The organism is Bacillus sp. DJP31, from assembly GCF_049310945.1.
Classification (GTDB): Bacteria; Bacillota; Bacilli; order Bacillales; family SA4; genus Bacillus_BS.
In genome coordinates, this window is sequence record NZ_JBMERO010000009.1 from 84,915 (window position 1) to 109,052 (window position 24,138).

At 38.1% G+C, this 24,138-nt stretch carries 27 protein-coding genes, 2 pseudogenes and 1 other annotated feature; of the genes and pseudogenes, 7 read left to right on the top strand and 22 right to left on the bottom strand.

Annotation, left to right across the window (positions count from 1 at the left end; all coding sequences use genetic code 11):
- Nucleotides 1–17: 17 nt before the first annotated feature.
- From ACOI1C_RS10505 to ACOI1C_RS10545, 9 genes and pseudogenes are all read right to left on the bottom strand, one after another.
- Nucleotides 18–596, bottom strand: a complete 579-nt coding sequence (locus ACOI1C_RS10505; RefSeq protein ID WP_422510485.1) for a TerD family protein — start codon at nt 594–596, stop codon at nt 18–20.
- A 52-nt stretch (nt 597–648) separates the two neighbouring features.
- Nucleotides 649–1,251: a TerD family protein gene (locus tag ACOI1C_RS10510; protein WP_422510486.1), complete on the bottom strand. Its 603-nt coding sequence runs from the start codon at nt 1,249–1,251 to the stop codon at nt 649–651.
- Between the two features lie 322 nt (nt 1,252–1,573).
- Nucleotides 1,574–2,599, bottom strand: coding sequence for an ATP-grasp domain-containing protein (locus tag ACOI1C_RS10515; RefSeq protein WP_422510487.1), 1,026 nt, complete (start codon nt 2,597–2,599; stop codon nt 1,574–1,576).
- Nucleotides 2,600–3,190: 591 nt separating this feature from the next.
- Nucleotides 3,191–4,477 carry an MFS transporter gene (locus ACOI1C_RS10520; RefSeq protein WP_422510488.1) on the bottom strand — a complete coding sequence of 429 codons (1,287 nt, stop codon included), beginning with the start codon at nt 4,475–4,477 and terminating at the stop codon, nt 3,191–3,193.
- A gap of 56 nt (nt 4,478–4,533) precedes the next feature.
- Nucleotides 4,534–4,791 (bottom strand): hypothetical protein, encoded by a 258-nt coding sequence (locus ACOI1C_RS10525; protein WP_422510489.1) that lies wholly within the window; start codon nt 4,789–4,791, stop codon nt 4,534–4,536.
- A 5-nt stretch (nt 4,792–4,796) separates the two neighbouring features.
- Entirely contained in the window at nt 4,797–5,162 is a 366-nt protein-coding gene (locus ACOI1C_RS10530) for a hypothetical protein (protein ID WP_422510490.1), read from the bottom strand.
- A gap of 122 nt (nt 5,163–5,284) precedes the next feature.
- Nucleotides 5,285–5,659, bottom strand: coding sequence for a DUF2089 domain-containing protein (locus tag ACOI1C_RS10535; protein WP_422510491.1), 375 nt, complete (start codon nt 5,657–5,659; stop codon nt 5,285–5,287).
- Between the two features lie 541 nt (nt 5,660–6,200).
- The gene (locus ACOI1C_RS10540) at nt 6,201–6,476 is read right to left on the bottom strand and encodes a SemiSWEET transporter (protein ID WP_422510492.1); all 276 of its coding nucleotides are present in this window, start codon (nt 6,474–6,476) and stop codon (nt 6,201–6,203) included.
- A 292-nt stretch (nt 6,477–6,768) separates the two neighbouring features.
- A pseudogene (locus ACOI1C_RS10545) lies at nt 6,769–7,055 on the bottom strand (beta-galactosidase).
- Between the two features lie 237 nt (nt 7,056–7,292).
- Here ACOI1C_RS10545 and mglB point away from each other — a divergent pair.
- From mglB to ACOI1C_RS10580, 7 genes and pseudogenes are all read left to right on the top strand, one after another.
- Entirely contained in the window at nt 7,293–8,339 is a 1,047-nt protein-coding gene (gene mglB / locus ACOI1C_RS10550) for a galactose/glucose ABC transporter substrate-binding protein MglB (protein WP_422510493.1), read from the top strand.
- A gap of 93 nt (nt 8,340–8,432) precedes the next feature.
- Complete coding sequence (gene mglA / locus ACOI1C_RS10555) at nt 8,433–9,938, top strand: galactose/methyl galactoside ABC transporter ATP-binding protein MglA (protein ID WP_422510494.1); 1,506 nt, start codon at nt 8,433–8,435, stop codon at nt 9,936–9,938.
- A gap of 12 nt (nt 9,939–9,950) precedes the next feature.
- Complete coding sequence (mglC, locus tag ACOI1C_RS10560) at nt 9,951–10,976, top strand: galactose/methyl galactoside ABC transporter permease MglC (protein WP_422510495.1); 1,026 nt, start codon at nt 9,951–9,953, stop codon at nt 10,974–10,976.
- A gap of 611 nt (nt 10,977–11,587) precedes the next feature.
- On the top strand, nt 11,588–12,139 hold the full coding sequence (locus tag ACOI1C_RS10565) for a flavoprotein (RefSeq protein WP_422510496.1): 552 nt from the start codon (nt 11,588–11,590) through the stop codon (nt 12,137–12,139).
- A gap of 78 nt (nt 12,140–12,217) precedes the next feature.
- Nucleotides 12,218–12,471, top strand: a binding site (T-box leader).
- Between the two features lie 69 nt (nt 12,472–12,540).
- A pseudogene (locus ACOI1C_RS10570) lies at nt 12,541–12,708 on the top strand (lysine--tRNA ligase); the annotation flags it as partial.
- A gap of 269 nt (nt 12,709–12,977) precedes the next feature.
- Nucleotides 12,978–13,787 (top strand): alpha/beta fold hydrolase, encoded by an 810-nt coding sequence (locus tag ACOI1C_RS10575; RefSeq protein WP_422510497.1) that lies wholly within the window; start codon nt 12,978–12,980, stop codon nt 13,785–13,787.
- 479 nt (nt 13,788–14,266) lie between these two features.
- Complete coding sequence (locus ACOI1C_RS10580) at nt 14,267–15,247, top strand: alpha/beta fold hydrolase (RefSeq protein WP_422510498.1); 981 nt, start codon at nt 14,267–14,269, stop codon at nt 15,245–15,247.
- Nucleotides 15,248–15,330: 83 nt separating this feature from the next.
- Here the strand turns inward: ACOI1C_RS10580 and ACOI1C_RS10585 are convergent, their stop codons facing one another.
- The 13 genes from ACOI1C_RS10585 to ACOI1C_RS10645 all read right to left on the bottom strand — a co-directional run bounded on the left by ACOI1C_RS10585 (nt 15,331) and on the right by ACOI1C_RS10645 (nt 24,118).
- Nucleotides 15,331–16,290, bottom strand: coding sequence for an alpha/beta hydrolase (locus tag ACOI1C_RS10585; protein WP_422510499.1), 960 nt, complete (start codon nt 16,288–16,290; stop codon nt 15,331–15,333).
- 190 nt (nt 16,291–16,480) lie between these two features.
- Nucleotides 16,481–17,113, bottom strand: coding sequence for an NAD(P)-dependent oxidoreductase (locus ACOI1C_RS10590; protein ID WP_422510500.1), 633 nt, complete (start codon nt 17,111–17,113; stop codon nt 16,481–16,483).
- Nucleotides 17,113–17,739, bottom strand: coding sequence for an NmrA family NAD(P)-binding protein (locus tag ACOI1C_RS10595; protein ID WP_422510501.1), 627 nt, complete (start codon nt 17,737–17,739; stop codon nt 17,113–17,115). The genes ACOI1C_RS10590 and ACOI1C_RS10595 overlap by 1 nt, the downstream gene beginning before the upstream one ends.
- A 217-nt stretch (nt 17,740–17,956) precedes the next feature.
- Nucleotides 17,957–18,568 (bottom strand): methyltransferase, encoded by a 612-nt coding sequence (locus ACOI1C_RS10600; protein WP_422510502.1) that lies wholly within the window; start codon nt 18,566–18,568, stop codon nt 17,957–17,959.
- A gap of 86 nt (nt 18,569–18,654) precedes the next feature.
- The gene (locus ACOI1C_RS10605) at nt 18,655–19,050 is read right to left on the bottom strand and encodes a hypothetical protein (RefSeq protein WP_422510503.1); all 396 of its coding nucleotides are present in this window, start codon (nt 19,048–19,050) and stop codon (nt 18,655–18,657) included.
- A gap of 176 nt (nt 19,051–19,226) precedes the next feature.
- Nucleotides 19,227–19,721 carry a DUF4179 domain-containing protein gene (locus ACOI1C_RS10610; protein WP_422510548.1) on the bottom strand — a complete coding sequence of 165 codons (495 nt, stop codon included), beginning with the start codon at nt 19,719–19,721 and terminating at the stop codon, nt 19,227–19,229.
- Nucleotides 19,722–19,993: 272 nt separating this feature from the next.
- On the bottom strand, nt 19,994–20,155 hold the full coding sequence (locus ACOI1C_RS10615) for a hypothetical protein (RefSeq protein ID WP_422510504.1): 162 nt from the start codon (nt 20,153–20,155) through the stop codon (nt 19,994–19,996).
- Between the two features lie 105 nt (nt 20,156–20,260).
- A complete protein-coding gene (locus ACOI1C_RS10620) occupies nt 20,261–20,470 on the bottom strand; it encodes a hypothetical protein (protein WP_422510505.1) in 210 nt (69 codons plus the stop codon).
- A 74-nt stretch (nt 20,471–20,544) separates the two neighbouring features.
- Nucleotides 20,545–21,318 carry a TatD family hydrolase gene (locus tag ACOI1C_RS10625; protein WP_422510506.1) on the bottom strand — a complete coding sequence of 258 codons (774 nt, stop codon included), beginning with the start codon at nt 21,316–21,318 and terminating at the stop codon, nt 20,545–20,547.
- Nucleotides 21,319–21,323: 5 nt separating this feature from the next.
- On the bottom strand, nt 21,324–22,064 hold the full coding sequence (locus tag ACOI1C_RS10630; protein ID WP_422510507.1) for an ABC transporter ATP-binding protein: 741 nt from the start codon (nt 22,062–22,064) through the stop codon (nt 21,324–21,326).
- Nucleotides 22,061–22,828, bottom strand: coding sequence for an ABC transporter permease (locus ACOI1C_RS10635; RefSeq protein WP_422510508.1), 768 nt, complete (start codon nt 22,826–22,828; stop codon nt 22,061–22,063). The genes ACOI1C_RS10630 and ACOI1C_RS10635 overlap by 4 nt, the downstream gene beginning before the upstream one ends.
- Entirely contained in the window at nt 22,828–23,118 is a 291-nt protein-coding gene (locus ACOI1C_RS10640; protein WP_422510509.1) for a thiamine-binding protein, read from the bottom strand. The genes ACOI1C_RS10635 and ACOI1C_RS10640 overlap by 1 nt, the downstream gene beginning before the upstream one ends.
- A 13-nt stretch (nt 23,119–23,131) precedes the next feature.
- Nucleotides 23,132–24,118 carry an ABC transporter substrate-binding protein gene (locus ACOI1C_RS10645; protein ID WP_422510510.1) on the bottom strand — a complete coding sequence of 329 codons (987 nt, stop codon included), beginning with the start codon at nt 24,116–24,118 and terminating at the stop codon, nt 23,132–23,134.
- Nucleotides 24,119–24,138 lie beyond the last annotated feature (20 nt).

Here is a 24,138-nt window from a genome sequence, read left to right on the forward strand (position 1 = left end):
GTCTTTTACGTTTCTTCTTAGATTGATAGGCCATAGTCTGAAGCGATACGTCCAAGTCCACCTTGGTAACCTGAACCTACTGCTGAAAATTTCCACTCTCCATTATGACGGTATAATTCTCCAACGATAATAGCTGTTTCGATTGAGAAGTCTTCCCCAAGATCATAACGGATAATTTCCTCATTGCTATCCTCATTAACGACTCTTACAAATGCATTTGATACTTGACCAAAGTTTTGATTACGCGCTTCGCCATCATGAATGGTAATAACAAATGCAACCTTTTCAACGGTTGAAGGAACAGCACTTAAATTAACTTTAACTTGCTCGTCGTCCCCATTTCCTTCACCAGTAAGATTATCACCAGTGTGTTCAACGGAATCATTTCCACCTTTTAATTGGTTGTAAAAAACAAAGTCCTTATCAGATGCACATTTACCATTTGCATCTAATAGAAAAATACTAGCATCTAAATCAAAGTCTTTAGCACCATCATACTTGTTTGTGTCCCAACCAAGTCCAACGATTACCTTTGTTAAACCAGGATTTGTTTTCGTTAAATCAACTTTTTGACCTTTAGATAATGAAATAGCCATTTAATTTTCATCCCCTTAATTATGTTTTGTTGATTAAGAAACTATTGTTTTATTATTTATTAAATCCTTTAACGATATCTTCTAATTTCGCATCATTTGTACCCGTACCAACTGCCGCAAATTTCCATTCGCTTCCATGTCGATAAATCTCTGCAACAACTAAACTAGTTTTACCAGAGTAGTTATCCGTTAAATTAAACTTTAACAATTCTTGTTTATTGCCGCTATTAACAACTCTAATAAAAGCATTTTGTATCATTCCAAAGTCTTGTTTACGTTTCACACAATCATATATATTAACAACAAAAACGAGCTTATTAATGTTTTGAGGAACACTTGCAAGGTCCACTAGAACTTGTTCATCATCTCCATCACCATCACCAGTTATGTTGTCACCTGTGTGTTGAACACTGCCACAAGAGCTCTTTAAGTTACCAAAGTAAATAAGGTTTTTCGAATTTGTAAATTTATCATCTTCTAGCATTATAATAGAAGCATCACAATCCACATTAGGAGCTGCAGAAGCACCAAACCCCAAGAAACCGCCTTTTTTCGCTTGAACTGGATCCCATCCAAGTCCGATCATAAGCTTTGATAATCCAGCATTTCCTTTTGTTAAATCAATTCTTTGTCCTTTGAGTAATGAAATAGACATTTTCCCACTCCTTTAAATTTTTTAGTAAATGATAAGTAGTAGTAAATCGTGCATATTATCATTTCTTACATTCTCGGCGAAAATATAGGGCAAAGAATAAGTTCTCCACCCTGTAGATAATTAGAAGATTTGCTAGATAAATGTAAATCAGTGAACATAGTCTTATTCTACTAAATACCTATATATTAATCTAGTATTTTGATTGAATTGTACTCAGTAATATTATCCAAGAGATGTAGACAAACTCTTTTTCAGAGTATAAAAATTCATAAAGGGAAGTAATTGGTTACCTTATTCCCCTTGTTTAGTGTAATCTTCGAACCTACGTCAAGATCACTGGATGTTCTAAATGACTAGCTTTTATGTCATACGAGGGTTCAGGAACTTCTATCTCTTCATTTAGTAACAACTTTAAAGCGAGATAAGGGTAGTTTACACCTGAAAGACAACTGATATGAAGGCCACCACTCATACGAGGATTGATTTCTAAGAGTTTTGGAACTCCGTTTCGATATTTCACCTGAATATTGAATACATACGGAATCCTGTATTTTTCATAAATATTCTTGGCGATTTCGATGAGCTCAGGTTTATATTCTAGCTTTCGAATTCTTCCTTCACCTTTCATCCTCGGTATAATGGCATACAAGTTTTCTCCATCCGCTAAACAATCTATACTATATTCCCTGCCCTCTAAAAATTCCAAAACCATTAATGGCGGAAATGTGTCTTGCTGACTAAGAATTTCACAGGCTTGAGAGTAGGTCATTCTAAACCCAATTCCTTTAGTAAATAAATCATCAATGCTCTCTATTTGCTCCTTTATCACTCGAAAGCCATTTGCCCCTTCACCGATCACTGGTTTAAAACAAACCGTGTGCCCCTTTTCCTTCAAGCTTTCATAGGCCTTCATAAAATCATCTACACAATTCACTATATAGTAGTCAGGAATAGTAACTAAAAAATCCCCATTCCTATTACTTTCCTCAATAGCTTTGTAGGTTAGATCCTTATTATCCATCATCTCCATTAATTCTGAATCTGGACAAACCAACACCTTAGTCCCAATCTCATTGAATTGAGAGAGATGCTTGGAAATCAATACGTTTTCTTTTCTAGGAATAAACACATCAATTTGATGCTTTTTACAAAATTCAAGACAGTAATCTATATATTCTTTCCCTTTTATATCTGGTTCAATCTCCGCAAAATCACAGGCTTGCAGATAAACAGAGTCTTTATTAGGATACGTACCGTAAATGATGACTTCTTTTCCATCTGGGTTATTTCGAATCATTTCTATATAGTGTGATACAGTTGAGAACCAACGATTAAACCAAATCTTCATTAAAGGACACTCCAATATGTTTTTTTAAAGGGCTAAAAAAATAGCTACCTTGAAACTAATCATTCCCTAAACAAGTGACAAATTCCTTTATGTTTTGACAAAAATATTAAAATTTATAGAATTCACGAAGTTGATCCTTGTTTGTAAAAAAACCGATTCTTCAAATGAGAATCGACTTTTCCTTTAAGATTCATATGCTGGGCTTATTTTGTAATCAAATAGAACAGGGAGGCGGGAGTATTTTTTGGAAAAAATTGTATTAAAACCTATAAAAGTGTCCTTTCAGCTCATATATTTTTATTTTGGCCCATAAAAACGAAAAACGACTGATATATCATGGTTCCGGGTCGATATAATCAGATTTTCGCTCATATATACTCGCCTTTCCGCCTTCAACTCCCTTCTTTCTATCGATAGTACTATCACTCGAGCGGAGATTTGACTTCTTTTACATGAAGTTGAACAGAATTCATGGAAAAGTGATGGGTAATCCTAAACGTCCCCCCAGCCGAGGTCAACCAATTAAATTAGACTTAGCAAGGTATTTTTCCTCACTAAGTCCATTTCTTTTTACTTCTGATGGCTGTTCTTTTAAACCTGAACTTCCGTCTTCATCACCTTTTCTACTGCAACCTCAACCTCAGTCTCCTTCTTACTCAGCTTTGGCAACGTAACCGCATAAAATAGACCGACCATCAGCATGAGGAAGGCAAATCCATAATAAACATAGTCGACTGAAGTAATGATTTTTGGAAATAACAGGGCAATCAGGCCGAGCGCTATGGATTGACCAAGCATCATTAGTGGATCAATCCAACCGTTCACCCTGCCCATGTAACTCGGATCAACTAGTGTTGGTAGCCAACCAGCTAGGGCTACGTTCATTGGCGCAATCATAAGACCCGTTAATCCTACGAATACTAGATATAGCCATGCAGAGTCTGAAAATCCCATACCAACTATGGTGGCAACGGTCATCAATACAGCGAAAATAACTAAGACATGAGGCTTGAATTTCTTCCCTATAGTAGCAGAAAGGTAGCTCCCAACAAAGGCACCTATTCCAAGACATATTGCAAATAATGAGACGTACCATTCATAATTTTCTGGTGCTAATTTATATTTCATCGTAAAAAGTGGCAGAATGGCAAATCCACCATTAATAAATGAGATAATGAAAAAACCTAAAATAATGGTGAGCAGCAGTTTGTTTTTATAAATATAGTCGCCGCCTTTTTTGAAGTCAGAGACCGTCTGTTTAAAGCTTAGATCCTTTAAACTTGTTTTTCCATTTGGCATTCGTGCTTCTGCTGAAATAAGGCACGATCTAATGAGGAGCGCTGACACAAGGAAACTTAATCCATCCACAACAAGAGCTCCGTAAATACCTACTGTCATATACGTAAGGGCTCCAAGTCCAACTCCAAATAGCATAAAAACACTAAATATCATTTGGTTTATACCGGCTGCCGTTTGGTATTGTTCCTTTGTCAAAACCCCTTGGACAAGTCCTGCTTCTGCTGGGAAGAAGAATTTTGATACCGCACTTCTTATAAAAAGAATGGCAAAGGTTAACGGAATAAAGTCCAAAAATACGGATACAAAGAGAATCATTGTCAAAGCTGCCCGAATCCAGTCAGAGTATTCTGCAATTTTTTGGCGATCCAATCTGTCTGCAAGCACCCCAACAAATAAGAAAACGACCAAGGCTGGAATCGAATACATGAGCTCGGCTAATGTAGCCAAATACGGCTGATTACTAAAATGATCCAATAAATAGAATGCGAAGGCCATATTACCGATGATTGATCCCATTTGAGAGGTAATTGACGCAAAAAACAGCTTAACGAAGGTGCCATTTTTAAATATTTCCTTCATCTCGAAACCTCCAAAAAAGGGTGTGGATAACGAATCGCTACCCACACCTATTGAATTTATAATGTTATCTTCACTATTGTTCCATTTTTTTCTTTGATAGTAACAAGCTCGGTTCCCTTAAATTGTTTTAAACATTCCATTACACCTTTAAGCATTTTGGGATCAATCTGTCTGATAATCTCTGCGTCCTTATCCTTGAAAGTCCTTAGGATCCATTTATATACAAGTCTAGATGTTAGAATGTTTACTGCAGCATACGGAACCCAAATCCGGATTGGAAAACGAAGATCTGGAGTGACCACTTTAATTTTCATCGCAGTTACTCAATCACAATAGAGACTGTTTCACCGTCAGCGCTTTTTACATCGACAAGTGGCCCTTCTACATTGTTTGCAATCGCTTCGAGGATTAAATGAATATCTACACCTTTTAAATGCTCACGTACAGCAGGAATATTTTCTATTGCTCCATGAAGAGACTGAACTAATTTAAGTGGAAGATTTACATTCACTTTGTCTCCCTCAACGGAATCAACGATAATTTTCAAGCTCTTGGATAAATAGGTACTTCTATCAATTGCCTGCGTTGCTTCTTCTTTTAAGGCAGATATAATGTCAGTTGCCTCCTCTTTGTTTAGCTTTCCTTCCTGCAAAAGGTCCAACACTTTTGAAATATCTGTTTTCATTCTTCTCCACTCCCCACTAAATTTTCTTTCTATATTAACTCTGGTGAATGTATCTAGGTTTTGGTAAAATGATGGTACACACATTTTTTTTGATCACTTCACCGTCCTCGGTGAAGTGTTATTTATTTTTTCCTCTTCAGTAACTTTATTGCCTCATCGGCACTGATATCACCACTACTGAGTCTCTCTATCACATTTTTCTTTTCGTCTTCTTTTTCCTGCATGACTTGAAAGGGATCTCCTAGCTCTGCAATAACTTCTTCTAACTTATTTCTTACCGTCGGATACGAAATTCCTAATGCTTTTTCTACTTCTTTTATGCTTCCTCGACAAAGAATAAAGGTTTCAATAAATTGAAGCTGCTCTTTCTTAAGAGAGAGTAAGGCTGGAAATTCAAATGTATTTTCAATCGTCGTGTGGCAACTCCCACATGTTAACTTTGTAACCTTTAACCTCTCCTCACAGACAGGGCAGGTTGTGATTACTGGTAAACCCACTTTTATCCACCTCCTTATTTAGTATTATATAAGCCATTATCATTAAAATCAATTATAAAATTAATTTTGTTAATAAATATATTAATTATATTAATTCTAAAAATGATTATCCCTTTAACTCAGAACGACATTCTCCGACACCAATTGTTTTTAAGAAAAGGTCAAATATGTGTCTATTTGGGATTTTCTATAGAAAATCTGTTTTCGAAAAACTTTGTTGCTTTTTAGAATAGGGGTTGATTGTAACGAGAGGATACACCATTCCACGGGGTGGGCGGTGAGCCTCCTCAGCCGAGAACGCCATGTGTTGAGTCTCACCTGTCCCACTGCTCTAAGCAGGTGCCCGAGCACCAACTGTTCCAATCAACTCATTTATTTAAGGGTTGCTTGACCACTTTTTAGAGAAAGAGCTTAAAGAAAAACACCAACACGACTACTTATTCTGAGCTAGTGGGATAATCAGTATTTATAATGATGAATACGAATCAAAAAAGTGAACAGTTTTTTCACTGTTCACTTTTTTTTGCACAAGCTATAAATCTTACTCATGAAGTTTTGCTTTTTGACTGTACTTCAATTTTAAAAAGAGAATGGTTACGGCTAGGAAAAATGTTAAAGAGTTCGCCAGTATGATTGGGAAGTCCTTTATCAATATTCCATAAATTAGCCAAAGAAGAACTCCTGCTGTGAACATACTATACATACCAACCGAGATCCCGTCGGTATTCTTTTCTTTGATGGTTTTTAGCGCCTGTGGCAGAAAGGAAAGTGTTGTAAGGATCGCCGCTGCGTATCCAAGAATTGATAGTAAAGTCATCGTATTGTCATCCAGCTTTCACTTAGTATTTTCATTTCTTTTAAATCTCCGAAACCATTTTACTTACAGAGGGTTTAATCCTCATTACATTTAGATGTTTCACAGCACTCATATGATTCATGATAAAATAAGTATTTTCTTTATTAAATGAACGCTTATATACTTCTAAGCCGTCTTCTTATGAAAGAGTGTTCATACTTTCTATATCGGCTCCACACCCAATATAATAAGCAGTTCCTCTAGTAAATCAAAATCCTTACTTTGGGGCTGAAATCTCCAAGACCAAATACTATCATACTAATAAAAAATCGCCACTCTCTTCACTGAGAATAGAAGGGTTCTTAAATGCCAGCCAAGCAGGAAATGTTGCGGTTGGTGTGCCAAACATAACTTTCATGTCCATATGCTTAGCCTTTTCAAGAACGCGATAAAAAAAGAAAAATCAAACATCCCTTCTTCCTTTTCCATCAGATGCCAAGCAAACTCACCGATTCGGATACTTTTCGCCCCCATCTCTTTCATCCTTTGGAGTTCCTCTTCTATCATATCCTTAGGCCAATGTTTTGGATAATGATTCACTCAAAGATACATGTTTACACTTCCCCTTCCATTACAACAACATTTAATGACTTCGGGACCTACTATATGATATATAGTAAAAATTTTACTATTTTCTAAACTTTTTATCACTTTTTTTAAAAATATATTTTCTTTTGTTGTGATAATTAGGAAAAGTCATAAGTAAAATCATAGTAAGTAAAAACGCTTCCAGAATCCACTTACGCAAGTAAACAATAGAAAAGGGAGATTGATAAAATGTTTAAGAAAAAAGGGATTATTCTATCTTTGACCATTGCCTCTAGTATTCTACTAGCATCTGGCTGTGGCAGTCAGTCAACAGGCGGTACTGGAGAAGGCGATCTTCCAGCAGTGGGTGCAACCATTTATAAGTTCGATGATAATTTCATGTCCTATGTGCGCCGTGCTATGGAAGATGCCGCGGAAGGCAAAGTAGATCTATTACTTAACGACTCACAAAACGATCAATCTAAACAAATTGAACAAATCGATACACTCATTGCAAAAGGTGCCAAATCACTAGCTATTAATCTAGTTGACCCTAAAGCCGCAGTCACTGTTATTGAAAAAGCAAAAGCAAAGGATCTTCCTGTTATCTTCTTTAACAAAGAGCCTGATGCCGAAGTATTAAAAAGCTATGATAAAGCTTGGTACGTTGGCACCACCTCCGCAGAAGCTGGTGTGATCCAGGGTGAAATGATCGCTAAGGCATGGGACGCTAACAAAGATAAATGGGACAAAAATGGTGATGGCAAAATGCAGTACGTTTTACTTAAAGGTGAGCCAGGACATCCAGATGCAGAAGCACGTACAAAATTTGTTGTTGAAACAGTCGAAGGAAAAGGAATTGAAGTGGAAGAGCTAGCCATGGATACAGCTATGTGGGATGCAACAAAAGCAACGGAAAAGCTTGATGCATGGTTAGCTAAATTTGGTGATGACATTGAGTTTGTTATCGCCAACAATGATGGTATGGCTTTAGGTGCTATTGCTTCACTTGAAAAAGCAGGTTACTTCTCCGGCGATAAATTTATGCCAGTTGTTGGTGTCGATGCGATCCCAGAAGCTCTTGATATGATTGAAAAGGATAAAATGATTGGTTCTGTCTTGAATGATGCCAAAAACCAAGGTAAAGCCACGGTTGAACTTGCCACAAATGCAGCTAATGGAAAAGATGTACTAGACGGACTTGAGTGGACATTAGATGACTCAAAAGCAGTTCGTGTTCCTTACGTAGAGGTGACAAAGGATAACCTTGATTTTGGAAGAGACGCTTACAAATAAGTCATAGATTACTAGAAAATGTTTTTCAAAAGTATGGGGGCACGTAAAGTGCCTCTCATATTTTTTACATGTTTCTTTAGGGGAGGTTTGCTCATGTCAGAAACCAAAACAACCATCTTACTAGAAATGCATAATCTAACGAAAAGGTTTCCAGGGGTGCTCGCTTTAGATAACGTTTCAATTAAAGTGAGTGCTGGAACGGTACATGCCCTAATGGGTGAAAACGGAGCAGGTAAATCTACACTGATGAAGTGCTTGTTTGGCATTTATTCAATCGATGAGGGCCAAATTTTTTTGGATGGACAAGAAGTCTCGTTTGCCAGTTCAAAGCAGGCGCTTGATAATGGGGTTTCCATGGTTCACCAAGAGCTAAACCAAGTTCGTCAACGGAGTGTGATGGATAACATTTGGCTAGGTCGTTATCCACTGAAAAGTATCTTCATAGATGAAAAGAAAATGTATGAGGACACCGTTGCTATTTTCAAAAATCTAGACATCGACATTGATCCACGGAGAAATGTTAATACCCTATCTGTGTCAGAGATGCAAATGGTAGAAATCGCTAAGGCTGTTTCTTACCATTCGAAGATTATCGTAATGGATGAGCCTACTTCTTCCCTTACCGAACGAGAAGTGGACCATCTTTTTAAAATCATACGAAAACTAAAAGATGATCAAGTAGCCATCATTTATATCTCTCACAAAATGGAAGAGATATTAAAAATTTCAGATGAAGTGACGATTATGCGTGACGGCAAGAGTATCGCTACTAAGCGTGCAGAAGAATTAACGACCGATGAAATAATCAAACTGATGGTGGGCAGGGACTTATCACAACGCTTTCCAACTAAATTCAATACTCCTTTGGACGTCATTTTAAGAGTATCAAACTTCACAGCTGAAACGAAAGCTTCGTTTTCTGAAGTTGACTTTGAGCTTAGAAATGGAGAAATTTTAGGGATTGCAGGCTTAGTTGGCTCCAAACGGACAGAATTGGTTGAAGCACTTTTTGGCATACGGGGTTTAAGTAGTGGCATCATTGAACTCCACGGCAAAGTCATTGAGAATACCTCCCCTAAGCAAGCGATCAAGAATGGGTTTGCCCTGGTCACAGAAGAAAGAAGATCAACAGGAATCTTCCCAGAGTTAAGCGTCAGCTTCAATTCGACGATTTCGAATTTGCATCGATACAGGACCAAAGGTGGGTTCCTTTCTGGCTCCAAAGTTCAAACCGATACTCAGTGGGTCATCGATTCTATGAAAGTGAAGACCCCCTCTCAAAAGACACTAATGGGCAGTCTATCAGGTGGAAATCAACAAAAAGTAATTATCGGTCGTTGGCTCTTAACCAATCCAGAAATTCTATTATTAGATGAACCAACAAGGGGAATTGATGTAGGTGCGAAGTTCGAAATCTACCAATTAATTAACACTTTAGCGGCCGAAGGAAAAGGAATCATTATGATCTCTTCTGAAATGCCGGAACTATTAGGTATTTCAGACCGCATTTTAGTTATGAGTAACGGAAGAGTAGCTGGACTTGTCCATACATCTTCTACATCCCAAGAAGAAATTATGCGATTGGCAGCCCTGTATTAGGAGGAAGGATAAATGAGTAAAGTAGCCACACATTTGAAAAATTTGAATACGAAATGGCTAGTAGATAATGTGATTTATGTTGTTTTATTCCTACTGGTCGTTGGGATTGTAATTGCTTCCCCAGACTTTCTATCAATCACGAACTTTATTAATATTCTAAGTCAATCCTCCTCTCGTATCATTATCGCCCTCGGAGTGGCCGGTATTTTAATAACAGCAGGAACGGACCTTTCCGCAGGACGTTTGGTCGGACTAGCCGCTGTTATTTCAGCCTCTCTTTTACAAGCATCTGATTATGCCTATCGTATGTACCCTGATTTGCCTGAATTGCCACTCATTGTCCCCATTTTAATTGCAATGATGGCTACAGGATTATTAGGTGCTCTAAATGGTGTGATTGTAGCCAAGCTTCATGTTCCACCTTTTATCGCGACTTTGGGTATGATGATTGCTATTTATGGACTAACCTCTATTTACTTTGACCGTCCCCCGTATGGCGCCCAGCCAGTCGGCGGTTTAAGCAAAAACTTTACCACCTTCGCGCAAAAGGGAATTCCAATAGGTGAATATGAGATTCCTTTCCTAGTGATATATGCCATTATAGCCTCATTGATTATTTGGGTTATTTGGAACAAAACACAGCTCGGGAAAAACATGTACGCTATCGGTGGTAATCCTGAGGCAGCAAAGGTTTCCGGTGTAAATGTCGCTAAAAATATTATCATTATCTACATGATTGCCGGCCTTCTATATGGGTTCTCAGGTGCCCTTGAAGCTGGACGTGTTGGAAGCGCAACGAACAACACTGGAAACATGTATGAGCTTGATGCGATTGCAGCCTGCGTAGTCGGTGGGGTATCCCTTTCAGGTGGAATTGGTACAGTGCCAGGTGTAATCGTTGGGGTCTTGATTTTTCAGATTATCAACTACGGCCTTGCTTTTCTTGGTGTAAGTCCCTATATCCAGTTTATTGTTAAGGGTTTGATTATTATTGTAGCAGTCGCTTTTGATATGCGAAGGCACGCGAAGAAGAAATAAATGACGGTGCACAGGCACTTGTTATGTAATCTAGGAGAGGGGCAGTCCGAGTTGGTCGGTATTGTCTCTTTTTCCTTGTTGGGGATTTAGAATCGGGATAGTTATGAGATGAAAAGGAGTATGTTATATGTTAAAATATGTAATCCGGCTTTTGTTTTGGTGAATTCGACATATAAATCTGAGTTTTGGATTATATATCTGGGATTTGGCTTATATTTCTAGAATTTGGCTCATATATTCCAAAAACGGCTTATAAGTCCGGATATCGACGATAAATCTTAAAAAATTAGACCAAGGTAGATAGTAGAATCCACAGTAAATCCATGTTTCACCGTAGTGAAGGTTCATTCTTATCTTAAAATCCACTTTAACCCTAAGATAATAAGCATTTCTTAACCTTTGTGCATGACTGATAGACATTTCTTTTCCATTCACACTGAAAAGGTAGGCAGGTGTAACCATTTAATGTATTTCTTGAATTTCTAAATTTGATTCTAATTTTGAGGGACATGGTCTTGAGCCTTAAACACATGACTCCCCGGTCCTCCCTATATTAACTCATGATATAATCTTAAAGGTACTGATCACGAGAAAATGGAGGAGTGACTTTCATGAAACCCAAAAATATTCTACTTGGCTTGACAGGTTCCATAAGTGTTTCTAACATAATGCCCTACATTGCCTCTATACAAAATAGCTTAAGCTGTCGCATGCACATCATGATGACCCCTTCTGCACAAACATTTATACCAGCGAGCACTTTGATTCATAGTATTGATGGTCAAGTATTTGTTGATCTCTCTGAAAAAGGAAATTTCAAAATGCCGCATGTTGAACTCACCCATTGGGCAGATCTGATACTCATCCTTCCTGCTTCCGCGAATACCTTGGCAAAAACAGCACAAGGATTTGCTCAAGACATTGTGTCTGCCACTGTCCTCGCAGCTGAAGCACCCACCCTTTTTTTCCCAAGCATGTATCAAGGGATGTGGCAGAAAAAGTCAGTACAACGAAATGTTGAAATCCTACGAGAAGATGGATTCGTTGTCTATTCTCCCAATGTTGAAAAACTAACTAACAGTGAATTTCCTTTTGTCGCCGGGGGATCATTGCCAACACCAAACGAAGCTTGCCGGTTCATTTCAGAGTATATGAAACATTAGTCAAATATTTTTAAAAGTAAATCTGACACTTCCAATTGCAACAATGGAAGTATTTTGCTATGATTACAAAAAATAATTCATTCAGCGATGAAGAGATGAGTAAATAAGTTGGAACTTTACAGAGACCCTCGGTTGGTGAAAAGAGGGAAGGGAATCCTTATTGAATAAGACCTCCGAGCTTCGTACGGAACTAAGTTCTTCTTAGGGATACTACGACGGTTGCCCCCGATATTGGGCTAAGGTATCGCATGAATGCTGTACCTGATAAGGCTTCGCTGAGTGTCAGGAAGCAAACTGAGGTGGTACCGCGAATTCAAACTCTCGCCCTCAAGACGAATGTCTTGGGTGGTGGGAGTTTTTTTATTTTCATTTTTTTAAAAATATAAAAACGAGGTGAAGATATGCATTGGGCATATGAAATAGCTGAACGATTAATTGAAAAGTATCCAACCAAAGATGTATTTACATGTGCATCGGGAATTAGCCCTTCCGGTTCCGTTCACGTTGGTAACTTTCGCGAAGTAGTGACCACTTATTTTGTTGTAAAAGCATTGGAAAGCCTAGGTAAGAACCAAGGGGACAGGTACCTTGGCTCATAATCCAGCTAAGCTTGAATAGCTTAGTTCTTTTGTCTTTTTTGCAGTGGGGACCCTGGGGACAGGTACCAAGGTCCGTTTCTAGAGAATAGGTGTGCCAGTGAACCTGTCCCCCTGGTTTCCTCTGTGGGACGCGGTACCTGTCCCCTCGGCACCAACACATGTTTTGTTATGAGCCTAGTTCTCTTTGAATAACTTATTGATATAAGGAATACAAAGTATGTTCTTAGGGAGGATGACAAGTGGGATATTATGTTAGAGTGGAACCCGATGTTAAAATTTTTGTTGAAGATGTAAACCCGTTGAGTAAGAAAGTGATTCTGTTTGTACATGGTTGGCCTGCAAACCATAGATTGTTTGAGTATCAATTTAATATTCTTCCTGCCATGGGGTATCGATGTATTGGAATCGATATCAGAGGGTTTGGGAAATCAAGTAAGCCTTTTGGAGGATATTCATATGATAGACTAGCTGACGATATTCGTTGTGTCGTGGAAACACTTGGGTTGCAGAATTTCACACTCGCTGGTCATTCTGTGGGAGGAGCAATCGCTAGTAGATATATGGGTCGTCATAATGGATATGGGGTATGTAAATTAGCTCTTTTTGGTGCTGCTGCCCCTAGTTTTGTAAAAAGACCAGACTTTCCATATGGTTTAGAAGTGGAGGATGTAAATACACTAATCGAAGAAACCTATCAAGATCGTCCTGCCATGCTAGCAGGATTAAAGGATAAATTCTTCTATCAAAGTATCACCCAACCATTCTCAGATTGGTTCTTTCAATTAGGTCTAGAAGCCGCGGGCTATTCAACTGCTCGTCTGTTAGTTTCCTTAAGGGATGAAAGCTTATTTTATGATATTCAAAAAATACAGGTCCCGACCTTACTCCTCCACGGCATACATGATCAAATCAGTTTGCCTCCTTTGGCCTCTATACTTAATCAAGGAATTAGAAACTCCAAACTCGTTTGGTTTGAACACAGCGGACATGGATTGTTTTGGGAAGAGCAAGACAAGTTTAATCGAGAATTAATTCATTTTATTGGATAATCGAGAGACTTGGGACAGGTAAAGTGTCCCTCTGTTTTTTCTCTGTGGGACGCGGTACCTGTCCCCTCGGCACTCCCCTCGGCACTCCCCTCGGCACTCTGTTTTTTTTCTGTGGGACGCGGTACCTGTCCCCTCGGCACTCTAAGTGGACGTTTGGTTACCGTTTAAGTGATTAATTGTATTGTAGGGATGCTCACTTCCCACTTCCCGCTTTTATTATAGGTCTCTGGTCTTACTTTCCTCTACATTCCTAGTCCATAGTAAATAACCACAAAAAACAATATTGTTAATGTAGAGAGGATCATTCGTGAGTCCCTTTCCTCATGACCAAATTTCACCTGAGGTGCATAGGAAAAATACAGGACACTTTACTTACTAACTCCACGAGATCACTAGAGTAGAACCCCATTTACAAATATGATGGTGTAAAAGCAAAAAAAACAAAGAGAATTATACTTTTATAGAAAGAAGTGAAAACTATGAAAACAAAAAAAAGATTTAGATTTTTAATTATTACAAGGAACGTTCTTTTGTTTATTGTGGCGGTATTTCTTTTTTGGGTTATATTTCATCACACAATGTCAGCTTATGAACAAAAAAAATATCCACCATTAGTGGAATTAGTTGAAGTAGATGGAAAGAACATGCACGTGTACACTAAAGGTGATGGAGAAAACACCATTGTCTTATTAAGTGGTTTAGGCACAGCGGCACCTATGTTAGATTTCGAACCCTTAATAAATGAGTTGGCAGAGAAAAACAAAGTAGTCGTAGTAGAGAGTTTTGGATATGGTTGGAGTGACATAACTCAAAGGGAGCGAACAGTGGAAAACATGGTGGAAGAAATCAGAACTGCTTTAAAAGAAGCAAACATTGAGGGTCCCTATATTTTAATGCCGCACTCCATTTCTGGGATTTATAGCTTGTATTATGCAACTAAATATCCAGATGAAGTTAAAGCAGTTATAGGAATTGATCCTACCTTTCCACAGACTTTAGAGTATTTTGGTGAGTCTGCTCCAACAATGCCTGAATATTTGAGCTTTGTTGCACCAACTGGAATTGCAAGATTAGCATTATTGATGTTTCCAGATGATTTCCTACCTTTATCTGAAAAAGATACTTATTCCGCAGAGAACTTAAACATATCCAAAGCCATTTCTTCTAGGAAAAGCTATAACAAGAATATAGTTGATGAAACAAATGAAATAAAAAATAATGTTAAGAAAACAGTTGATTTGACCTTCCCATCTGATAAACCCATCTTAATCTTTACTCCGGAAAAACAAAAAGTAAATGAAAATGGTAAATCCAAATTATCATTTTATCAAACGCAATTAAATAAAAATCCTTCAAGTAAAATAATTACTTTAGATGGACATCATTATCTTCATTGGACTCGGTATAAAGAAATGAGCAAACATGTAAATGTGTTCACAGAGACATTTGAAAGTGAATAAGTAATTGAGAAACCTACCTAGAATAAGGACCTCCATGGAGGTCCTTACTTATTAGGACCACAATTTTTTTTAAAACTACTAACTTATTCCCCTATCACTTTATCAAAGAATGCTTTTAACCGTGTTTGGTATTCCTCTACTTGATCAGTGTAGGCCTCGGTATGCTTCACTCCTGGAACAATCCATAGTTCTTTGTCTCCACTTGCTGCTTCATAGAGTGCATAAGCCATTTCTGTTGGCACAAGCTCATCCTGATCACCATGAATGATGAATAGTGGAAGGTTGTTCTTCTTAACTTGCTCAAGAGCCGATGCTTCAGTAAATGTATAGCCCGCTCTTAATTTTGTAACTGCACTTGTTACTTCCATAAGTGGGAATGCCGGTAGATGGTACAAGTATCTTAATTGATGTGCTAGTTCATCCTGAACAGACGTATACCCGCTATCCGCAATAATCCCCTTCACTTCCGATGGCAACTCTTCCCCACTTGTCATGAGTACAGTGGCTGCACCCATTGAGAACCCGTGTAGCAAAATCTCGGTTTCATTCTTTTCACTCACTAATAATTGAATCCATTTCTGGTAATCTTTTCGATCATGCCAGCCATAACCGATGTAGTCTCCCTCACTCTCGCCGTGTCCTCTCGCGTCGGGTTTTAAGATGTCAAATCCCTGTTCATAGTAAAACTTAGTAATGCCAGGCATTTGTTCCTTGCCACCTTTGTATCCATGAGCCAGAATGACTGCCTTTCCATTTGAATTCTCATTTTTTAAGAAGACAGCCTTTAGCTTTAACCCATCATACGATTCCACTTCAACGGTTTCAAAGGTCTGTTCGTCCGTCCACCGCAAAGCCTCCTCTAGGTTGGCTTGTTTTTGCTCTTCAATATTAGCAATTACAGGCACAGCATCACCATCATGTAAATCCAATGCTTCATGGCTACGGTTGATGGCTACATTGTAGAAATATTGACCTGCTCCTGCAATCACAATGGTTATGAACAGGACTATACTAACACCTATCCAGATAAGTCTTTTTTTCACGGTAATTCTCCCCTTCTTCTCTATCTATCTGTTAAATTAATTCACTTCTATTGTACTAGAAAAGTATCGCTTATGCCCTTTATCAACTGTTCCAAACCTTAGAATGTAAACTTTTTAAGGTTTCAACAAAAAAGGTAATAAACACCTATGATACAGTGATTACTACCTTGTCTTCTCTTCTATTCCTCACTTACTTCATCCCTATCAAAGGGTATTCTCTTACAAACTGATTCTTTTCAATTTCATCCAAGATAAAATGGGCAACGTCTGCTCGGTTAATCATGGGTTTATTGAATTTGAAATACCCAGTTTGATAGTTCTCTGTTTTCTCACCCACTAGAAGTCTTGGTCCTCGAACAATGGTCCAATCAACAGTTGATTCTTTTATGAGATCCTTTTGTTTTACTGAATCCATCCATAGCTCTTTTTCAAATAACTTTAGTAGTGTTTCAAAGAATCGACTTACAAATCCTTGTTTCACATCCTTTGGAACTTTTACTCCGGCACCTGTGAGGCTAATGATTCTTTTGACCCCAAGATTGTTCATGGCTTTTAAAATGTTTTGGGTTGCTTTTGATAGCAAGTCTTTAGGTCCTTGTTTTGTATGTCCAATCACACTCAGCACGACGTCTTGGCCAATAATTGCACGTTCAACGTCTTCACTGTTTAGTACGTCACCTTCTACAATCGTTAATTTGGGCTGTGTATTGGCTAGTTTGCTTTTAGTACGGACAAAAGCTGTGACATCGTGTCCTCTTTCAAGTGCTTGTTCAACTAATGGAATACCAGATCTTCCGCTTGCCCCAAAGATAACAACTTTCATTATGCTTCCTCCTTTGATTTCCATACATGTTCATAGTCTTTCACAAAATCAGCAAACGAGATAGGTTTTTCTCCTAAAAAACCCTCTGTATGTAAGGCCAATTGCTCTGGATTTTGAAAGCGAGTCATCGTATACAAAACACTCGTTAGATTAATGAGCATCTTATCCTCTTTTCTTGATTTCATAATTCTGCGATACGTTATCAATCCTACAGGCTTGTAGATGACGTTTTTTTGTAATCTATTTGTGAAAATAGCAGCTATATCCTTGAAACTGTAAGGATTTGATACAGAAAGCTCTACATACTGATTTTCTAATTCAGATGTGATTAGTGCCTTAATCGTTGCCTTAGCAATATCTCTAATATCAATGATATTCATCGTTCCATTACCAGCTGGTAATGTGATTTCCCCATCTCGAACCATGTCTCTTAGGTAACCATCTGCATACTTTTGCATAAAGTTAGAAGGTCTAATAAAGGTATACGTCACTCCTAGTTCTTTTAGTGCATCTTCAATTTTTTTATGAGGAAGCACCTTGATTTTCTCGGCTTTGATCACTGATAATAAAACAACCTTTTCGACACCTAATTCTATTGCCTTTTTAACAACCAAGGTAAGAACCAAGGGGACAGGTACCTTGGCTCATAATCCAGCTAAGCTTGAATAGCTTAGTTCTTTTGTCTTTTTGCAGTGGGGACCCTGGGGACAGGTACCAAGGTCCGTTTCTAGAGAATAGGTGTGCCAGTGAACCTGTCCCCCTGGTTTCAAAAGCAAGAAACAAGTCGAACAGAAAGTAGCAGTTTAGTAGGCAGTGGGATATCCCACTGCTTTTTCTTATGGACTATAAACCGACCAATCGATAAATTAAAAATCTCTCAAATGGATCCTTTTTATAAGACTCAGCTAGCATAATCTCCGAATTCAATTGAAAAGAGGTGTGGTTTTCTAAAAAATAGATATAATCTTCTGAGGGGTAATATAAAACTAACTCTATTTCACGTTCTGATTGTTCCACCGAGAGCAAGATATTGTTAATAATCTTCCTGAAAATTTGGATCGTGAACGGATTAAAAAAATAGAATACATTGTCTAGGGGATCAATCTCGTACTCTTCTGCTAAGCAGCATTGAAAATGGATTTTCTTTTTGCCTTTAGGGTGTTTTTTTACGTAACTTCTTCGATTCTCAGTGGCCTCTTTCGTGAGTGTTTCGTTCATTTCTACCCCTACTACGGAGCAATTAAATCGATCATTTACGAAAAAGTTCAAACGCCCTTTTCCGCATCCAAAATCAACTATTTGATCACTGCTCTTCAATTGATAGTTTGAAAATAGATCTTCAAGTGCACGGTAGGGTGTTGGCTCATAACGGTGATAATGAAGAGAGTTACTCGATTCCTTTGGATTTCCTCCCGTACTGATACTAAGCAAATCGTCGTATTCTTTTTCTTTCATTGGTTTACTCCTGTTCAAGCGTATTATAAAATCAAAAGCGAACAACACTTTGATACTAATCGCTTTTGGACTAGGACATTCAAACACTATTCTCTTTTAATCTTTATACTGTCATTTGTAGGTGTCAGAGTGTCAGTTACCAAATCTCCATAACGACGAGCTATCTCTGCAATACGAGTCACTTTTCCTTTATTAAGAAATATGATGACATTAATGTCATCTCTTGAACTTATATTACTTGAATCTATATAATCTATTCCTAGTTGATCATTCATACTTTCTTGTGTCGTGTAAGGTGGAAATATGAAGGCTTTTTCCCAATTGAAATCCGTTAAGGAGTTAATGTTGATTTCCTCAATATCTTTATCTATCATAATTGAATAGATAGAGTCTTCTAGCTTGGTATCACGAGCAACAACACTGCTTGGAATACAACTCGTTAAAAGGATCAGAGAACAAATCATTAAAATATAGTTCTTCAAAATATCACTCCTAGGATGGATTGAACTAAATAAATAATTGGAAATTACTGCTTATTTGAGTTTATCATACATACTCTCTGCAAGCATCTTGTCTATTAAATATAAAGGAGAGACTTCGTGTACCAGTCTCCCCCTTCTATTCCGTTTGATTAATAGAATATACTTCACTCATTTTTTTAAAAATCCACTGGAAAAGTAACAGTCAAAGGCTCTGCAATCGGTTCATCTTTTGTTGAATCATCATGTTTGTATTGAACAAGCTCTACCTTTATAGACATTTCATCAGTAAATTCTTGGTCTTCCTTCCACGTAAAATCCAGCATTGCTGAACCCTTGTGGTCTTCCATAGTAAAGTACCCATAGCTAACACCGTAATTTTCAATTATCTCTCCTTTTTTATCTCTTAATTGTATCGATTCGAATCCAATTTCATCAAACATTTTATCTGTTTCGATCGAAGAAAAAACAATCAAACGCTGTTTATCTATTAGTAGGTGATCCACCGTTAATGTGACACCATCTTTTGTATTAGATTGATTGATAATTTGTACAAATTCATTCTCAATAGCATCCTTCAGTCCCTTATCATAGTTTACCAATTCCGCCATTAACTTTACGCCTGGAATTTCACTAGCCATCTGACTAAAACCCGGGATATAGTTAACAGACAGTCACTATCCTTAAAGTACGTGAGTGCGGTGAAATAAACGACTTGCCTATGTTGTTGCATCATTTCCAGAAATGCCGATTCATCGCGTTTCCGTATCAGATTAAACATATCTTCATCCATTGGGCACCTCCTTGTTGCTCTATCTATCCTAGTATAAAGACTTTCAATAGTACCAAACGGTTTCAAGTTTTTTAAATACAAATAAGCACCTGTTACTTCCCGAAATTGTCAAGGAGCACATGACAAATTCCGAATGTGACAGGCACTAGTACTTTATAGTCTATATTCAAGGCTCAATGATTTCGCAAACGAATAAGAGATTGGCTCTCTTTCATTTGTTTGTAACCAACCCTCTTCCTCATGCGATTGATTAAATATAAATCTTGAACCATAGTCTTTAAATGTATCTTCTACATGTTTATATTTAGTACTCATACCCGCACTTTCAGTAAAATAGAAAGTTTTGACTCAATTTCTATTCGATCTTCTTTAGAAAAGATTTCTTTTGTTTCATTATAGAAATTCACAATGGTTTCTGGATTATTTTTTAACATTCTTATAATGTAAATGAGTGGAATCAGGGGTCGACTTTTTGGTTTCATACCTCTTTGATGTCGCAATTCCCCAATTCATAATCTTTGCAAATAAATCTTGAGTCAAGCCATATTGATTACGTATATTCTTTATTTGATCTGCATAATAAAGATCCGTTACCTTTTTCATTGTTCGATTGCTAAGTTCAAAGGTCATAAACCGGTTCACCACAGACCTTACACTAAAAAGGCTGCTACTTATACAAAGTAACAGCCTTTATACTATGTATTCTAAATAGAAAAGAAACATTTAGTATTAAAATAAATCTGTCGATAGACTTCTTCAGTCGGTAGATTTTTGATGTTTGCAATGGTTTTAATCGATTCCCGCATCATATTCGGATGTGTCATCTTTCCATTAAAGATACCTTCAAAAGGCCAAGGCCCATCTGTTTCAACCATGATCTGCTTGAGAGGATAGGATTGAACAAGCTGTTGAATTTCCTCTTCATACACAACGTCTGGAGTCACAGAAATGTAGTAACCGTTTTCAATCATCCTTGAAACGGTTTTATCATCTCCCTTAAACCAATGAAAATGTGCATTTTTGACCGAGTATATCTCCAACAAATCACATACAACCGGAGCATCATCGTATACGGCATGAAGCACAATTGGTTTTTCCCAGTCCCTTGCATGCTTAATAAAAGTCTCTAGTAGTTCACTATATTGACCTAGTTGTCGCTGAGTAATTTTTTGCTCATTCCTCAAATAATAAGGAAGACCTACCTCGCCTACTGCTACCATTTCGTTTTGATGAGTATGCATCCAATTTAGTAATTCATCAAGTTCCTGTTCAGATGGGAGTGGCTGTTCAGGATGAAAGCCAAATGCTGGCTTTACTTTTGAATAATTTTTCGAAAGCGCCAGGTTCTTTTTACTAGATTCCAAATGAAACGAGGCAGAGATCAGAGCTTCAATATGTTCCGCACTCTCCAAAAGCTCACTGATACTTTCTTCCTCATAGTGATCCAAGTGAATATGTGCATCGATCAACTTTTTCAATGCTCTCACTCCCTCAAGCCGCGTAACGTATAATGGATTTCTCGTTTGCATTCCAAGAACTGTTCTTGGAGAGGGAGGTTTTCATCTCTAGGTCTTGGAAATGGTACCTTAAACTCAGCGACTATCCTAGCTGGTTTATTTGATAAAACAAAAATGCGGTCAGATAAAAACAAGGCTTCTTCAATATTATGGGTCACAAATATCACGGTTCTTCGGTATTCTTCCCATATTGTTAAGAGCCATTTTTGCATCTCTAGACGGGTCAATTCATCTAATGCAGAAAAGGGCTCATCTAGACAAATCACAGATTGAGGACTTAAAAGTGCTCGAATAAAAGCAGCTCGTTGCTTCATCCCTCCTGATAGCTCGTTGGGGAAAGCATTCTCATAGTGAGCTAGCCCTGCATACTGAATCATCTCTTTTGCTTTCTGAATGTCTTTTTCCCCTTGAAGCTCTTGACCAAGTAACACATTCTGCAAAATGGTTCGCCATGGAAAAAGAGAGGGAGTTTGCGGCATATAGCTAATAGATCCCCGTTTTCCATTAATCACAGATTGATCTAGCATAATTTCTCCCGAATCAGGTGAAAGAAGTCCACCAATTAGATTGAACAGAGTACTCTTCCCGCTACCAGAAGGACCTAGAATGGAAACAAACTCTTCCTTTTGTACAGTTAAATTCAGGTTCTTAATCACTTCGTTCTGTCCAAAGCGTTTACCAACATCTCTTATAATTAGTTGACTCATAAATGGTCAACCCCTTTCTTTTGCCATCGAACTAAATAGCGTTCGACTAGAACGATTACACCAAAAAAAAGTAAGCTTACCATCATAATGGCCAGTATCGCAACAAATACTCGGTCTGTTCTAAAGGAAGATGAGGCAAATGTCATATACACTCCAATACCTGACTTTGCACCAAGCCATTCAGAAATCACTGCTCCCATCACACTATAGGTGGCCGATATCTTTAGTCCTGAAAAGAGAGATGGAAGAGCAAAAGGGAACTCTAGCTTCCAAAATAATTGTTTGGTCGAAGCCCCGGCCATCATCATATATTGCTTTAGCTCTGGTGATGTTTGTCTAAAACCATCCATTGCTGCAACTGTAATGGGAAAAAAGCAAACCAATGTAATCACAATTAGTTTAGGTAGTAAGCCGAATCCAAACCAAATGATTAATAGAGGGGCAAGAACAATAATGGGTACATTTTGCGATAAAATTAATAATGGGTAAACAGATTCACGTACAACAGGGAGTAAGTGTAGAAGGATAGCTGTCAATAATCCAATGCCTGAACCAATCAGCAGTCCTAATAAAGCGAGCATGATTGTTGAAAGCAAATCAGGGTAGAACTCCCCCCACCCTATGATAGCTTCGGTCATGATTTTCGTTGGTGGTGGAAGAAGCCAATCAGGAACTTCTGCCAGTTTGACCATACCTTCCCATGCAATGAATAAAAAGAGGAGAACCACTAACGGCCTCCATCCTTTCCGTACTTGTCTGTTCATTATTGATATTTCTCCGTTAACTCATCCATAGTGATTCCAGATGGTTGAAATAAAATTTTCACCTGTGAAATGACGTTACTGCTTCCTATTTCAACCATGCGCTCATTCATCTTAACAATCACACGTAGTAGTTGTTCTAGGTCACCTTCCATCGTGGTTTCAAGAGGGTGAACCTGATATTTAACCCCTGATTCGTGAATGATCCGGATGGCCTCGTCTACATAAGGAATAACGCTTTCCCCGTCCTTCGTTTTCGGTATGATTTGGATACTAATTAGTGCATTAGCCATGAAATCCCCCCCCTTATTCTGGTAAAAACTCGTTTGTAAATGCCTTTTTCGCTTCTAGCTCTTTCTCCAGTAAACCGTTTTCAAACATCCATGAAGCATAGTTTTCCCAAACCTCAAGTTTTTGCTCTCCCCATCTTTTTGCATCATCTTGATATTTTGGAGATAACCATTCTTGGCTCTTTTTCACTAGCTCTGGGTCTAAGTCTGGTGCTGCTTTTAGTAAAATGTCGGCTGCTTCTGAGGGTTTTTCAATTGAAAATTCATAGCCCTTAGCAACAGCCTTGACGAATGCTTTAACTGTATCAGGATTTTCAGAAATCATTTCCTCATTTGTTGTAACTACAGGTGTATAGTAATCTAGTTTCTCTGAGTAATCCGTTAAGTAAACCATATTAATGGGTTCATCGCGAAGCTCGGCTTCAATACCCGTCCATCCGTAAAAAATCCAGGCAAAGTCAATATCCCTTTTTACAGCTGTAAAGAAATCCGCATCACCCATACTGATGAACGAAACCTTTTCCACGTCAGCCTTTTCCACGTTCATTATGGAAGAAATCACAGACTCTTCAACTGGTGAACCCCATCCGCCATAGGTCTTCCCTTCAAAATCCTTAGGCGAGACAATGTTTTTCTCAACCGGTGATGCAAATCCTGATGTATTATGCTGAATAATGGCCGCGACTGAAACAAGTGGAACACCTTGGATACGTGCTTGTGTCACGCCTTCTTGGTAGCCAATCCCAAACTCAGATTTACCGGCAGCCACAAGCTGATCTGCCCCAGCTTCACCCGGCATAATAATTTCGACATCTAAGCCTTCCGCTTCAAAAAAACCTTGATCCTTTGCTACATACAAGCCTGTATGGTTTGTATTTGGTGTCCAATCTAGAACAACGGAAACCTTTTGTAGTTCTTCGTTCCCCTGTTGACCCTCGGCACCATTATTGCCACAACCCGCTATGATGAAGATCGATGATAGTACGGCAAACCACTTTTTCATAGTAATCCTCCTAATTTAGT

Excerpts from the sequence above, each read along its gene's own strand:
- ACOI1C_RS10615 (WP_422510504.1), bottom strand. The coding sequence starts at position 20,155 with ATGAGTACTAAATATAAACATGTAGAAGATACATTTAAAGACTATGGT.
- ACOI1C_RS10515 (WP_422510487.1), bottom strand. The coding sequence starts at position 2,599 with ATGAAGATTTGGTTTAATCGTTGGTTCTCAACTGTATCACACTATATA.
- ACOI1C_RS10565 (WP_422510496.1), top strand. The coding sequence starts at position 11,588 with ATGAAACCCAAAAATATTCTACTTGGCTTGACAGGTTCCATAAGTGTT.
- ACOI1C_RS10520 (WP_422510488.1), bottom strand. The coding sequence starts at position 4,477 with ATGAAGGAAATATTTAAAAATGGCACCTTCGTTAAGCTGTTTTTTGCG.
- ACOI1C_RS10645 (WP_422510510.1), bottom strand. The coding sequence starts at position 24,118 with ATGAAAAAGTGGTTTGCCGTACTATCATCGATCTTCATCATAGCGGGT.
- mglA (WP_422510494.1), top strand. The coding sequence starts at position 8,433 with ATGTCAGAAACCAAAACAACCATCTTACTAGAAATGCATAATCTAACG.
- ACOI1C_RS10590 (WP_422510500.1), bottom strand. The coding sequence starts at position 17,113 with ATGAAAGTTGTTATCTTTGGGGCAAGCGGAAGATCTGGTATTCCATTA.
- mglC (WP_422510495.1), top strand. The coding sequence starts at position 9,951 with ATGAGTAAAGTAGCCACACATTTGAAAAATTTGAATACGAAATGGCTA.
- ACOI1C_RS10510 (WP_422510486.1), bottom strand. The coding sequence starts at position 1,251 with ATGTCTATTTCATTACTCAAAGGACAAAGAATTGATTTAACAAAAGGA.
- ACOI1C_RS10600 (WP_422510502.1), bottom strand. The coding sequence starts at position 18,568 with ATGAAAGAAAAAGAATACGACGATTTGCTTAGTATCAGTACGGGAGGA.
- ACOI1C_RS10540 (WP_422510492.1), bottom strand. The coding sequence starts at position 6,476 with ATGACTTTACTATCAATTCTTGGATACGCAGCGGCGATCCTTACAACA.
- ACOI1C_RS10635 (WP_422510508.1), bottom strand. The coding sequence starts at position 22,828 with ATGAACAGACAAGTACGGAAAGGATGGAGGCCGTTAGTGGTTCTCCTC.
- ACOI1C_RS10505 (WP_422510485.1), bottom strand. The coding sequence starts at position 596 with ATGGCTATTTCATTATCTAAAGGTCAAAAAGTTGATTTAACGAAAACA.
- ACOI1C_RS10620 (WP_422510505.1), bottom strand. The coding sequence starts at position 20,470 with ATGACCTTTGAACTTAGCAATCGAACAATGAAAAAGGTAACGGATCTT.
- ACOI1C_RS10525 (WP_422510489.1), bottom strand. The coding sequence starts at position 4,791 with ATGAAAATTAAAGTGGTCACTCCAGATCTTCGTTTTCCAATCCGGATT.
- ACOI1C_RS10630 (WP_422510507.1), bottom strand. The coding sequence starts at position 22,064 with ATGAGTCAACTAATTATAAGAGATGTTGGTAAACGCTTTGGACAGAAC.
- ACOI1C_RS10640 (WP_422510509.1), bottom strand. The coding sequence starts at position 23,118 with ATGGCTAATGCACTAATTAGTATCCAAATCATACCGAAAACGAAGGAC.
- mglB (WP_422510493.1), top strand. The coding sequence starts at position 7,293 with ATGTTTAAGAAAAAAGGGATTATTCTATCTTTGACCATTGCCTCTAGT.
- ACOI1C_RS10580 (WP_422510498.1), top strand. The coding sequence starts at position 14,267 with ATGAAAACAAAAAAAAGATTTAGATTTTTAATTATTACAAGGAACGTT.
- ACOI1C_RS10530 (WP_422510490.1), bottom strand. The coding sequence starts at position 5,162 with ATGAAAACAGATATTTCAAAAGTGTTGGACCTTTTGCAGGAAGGAAAG.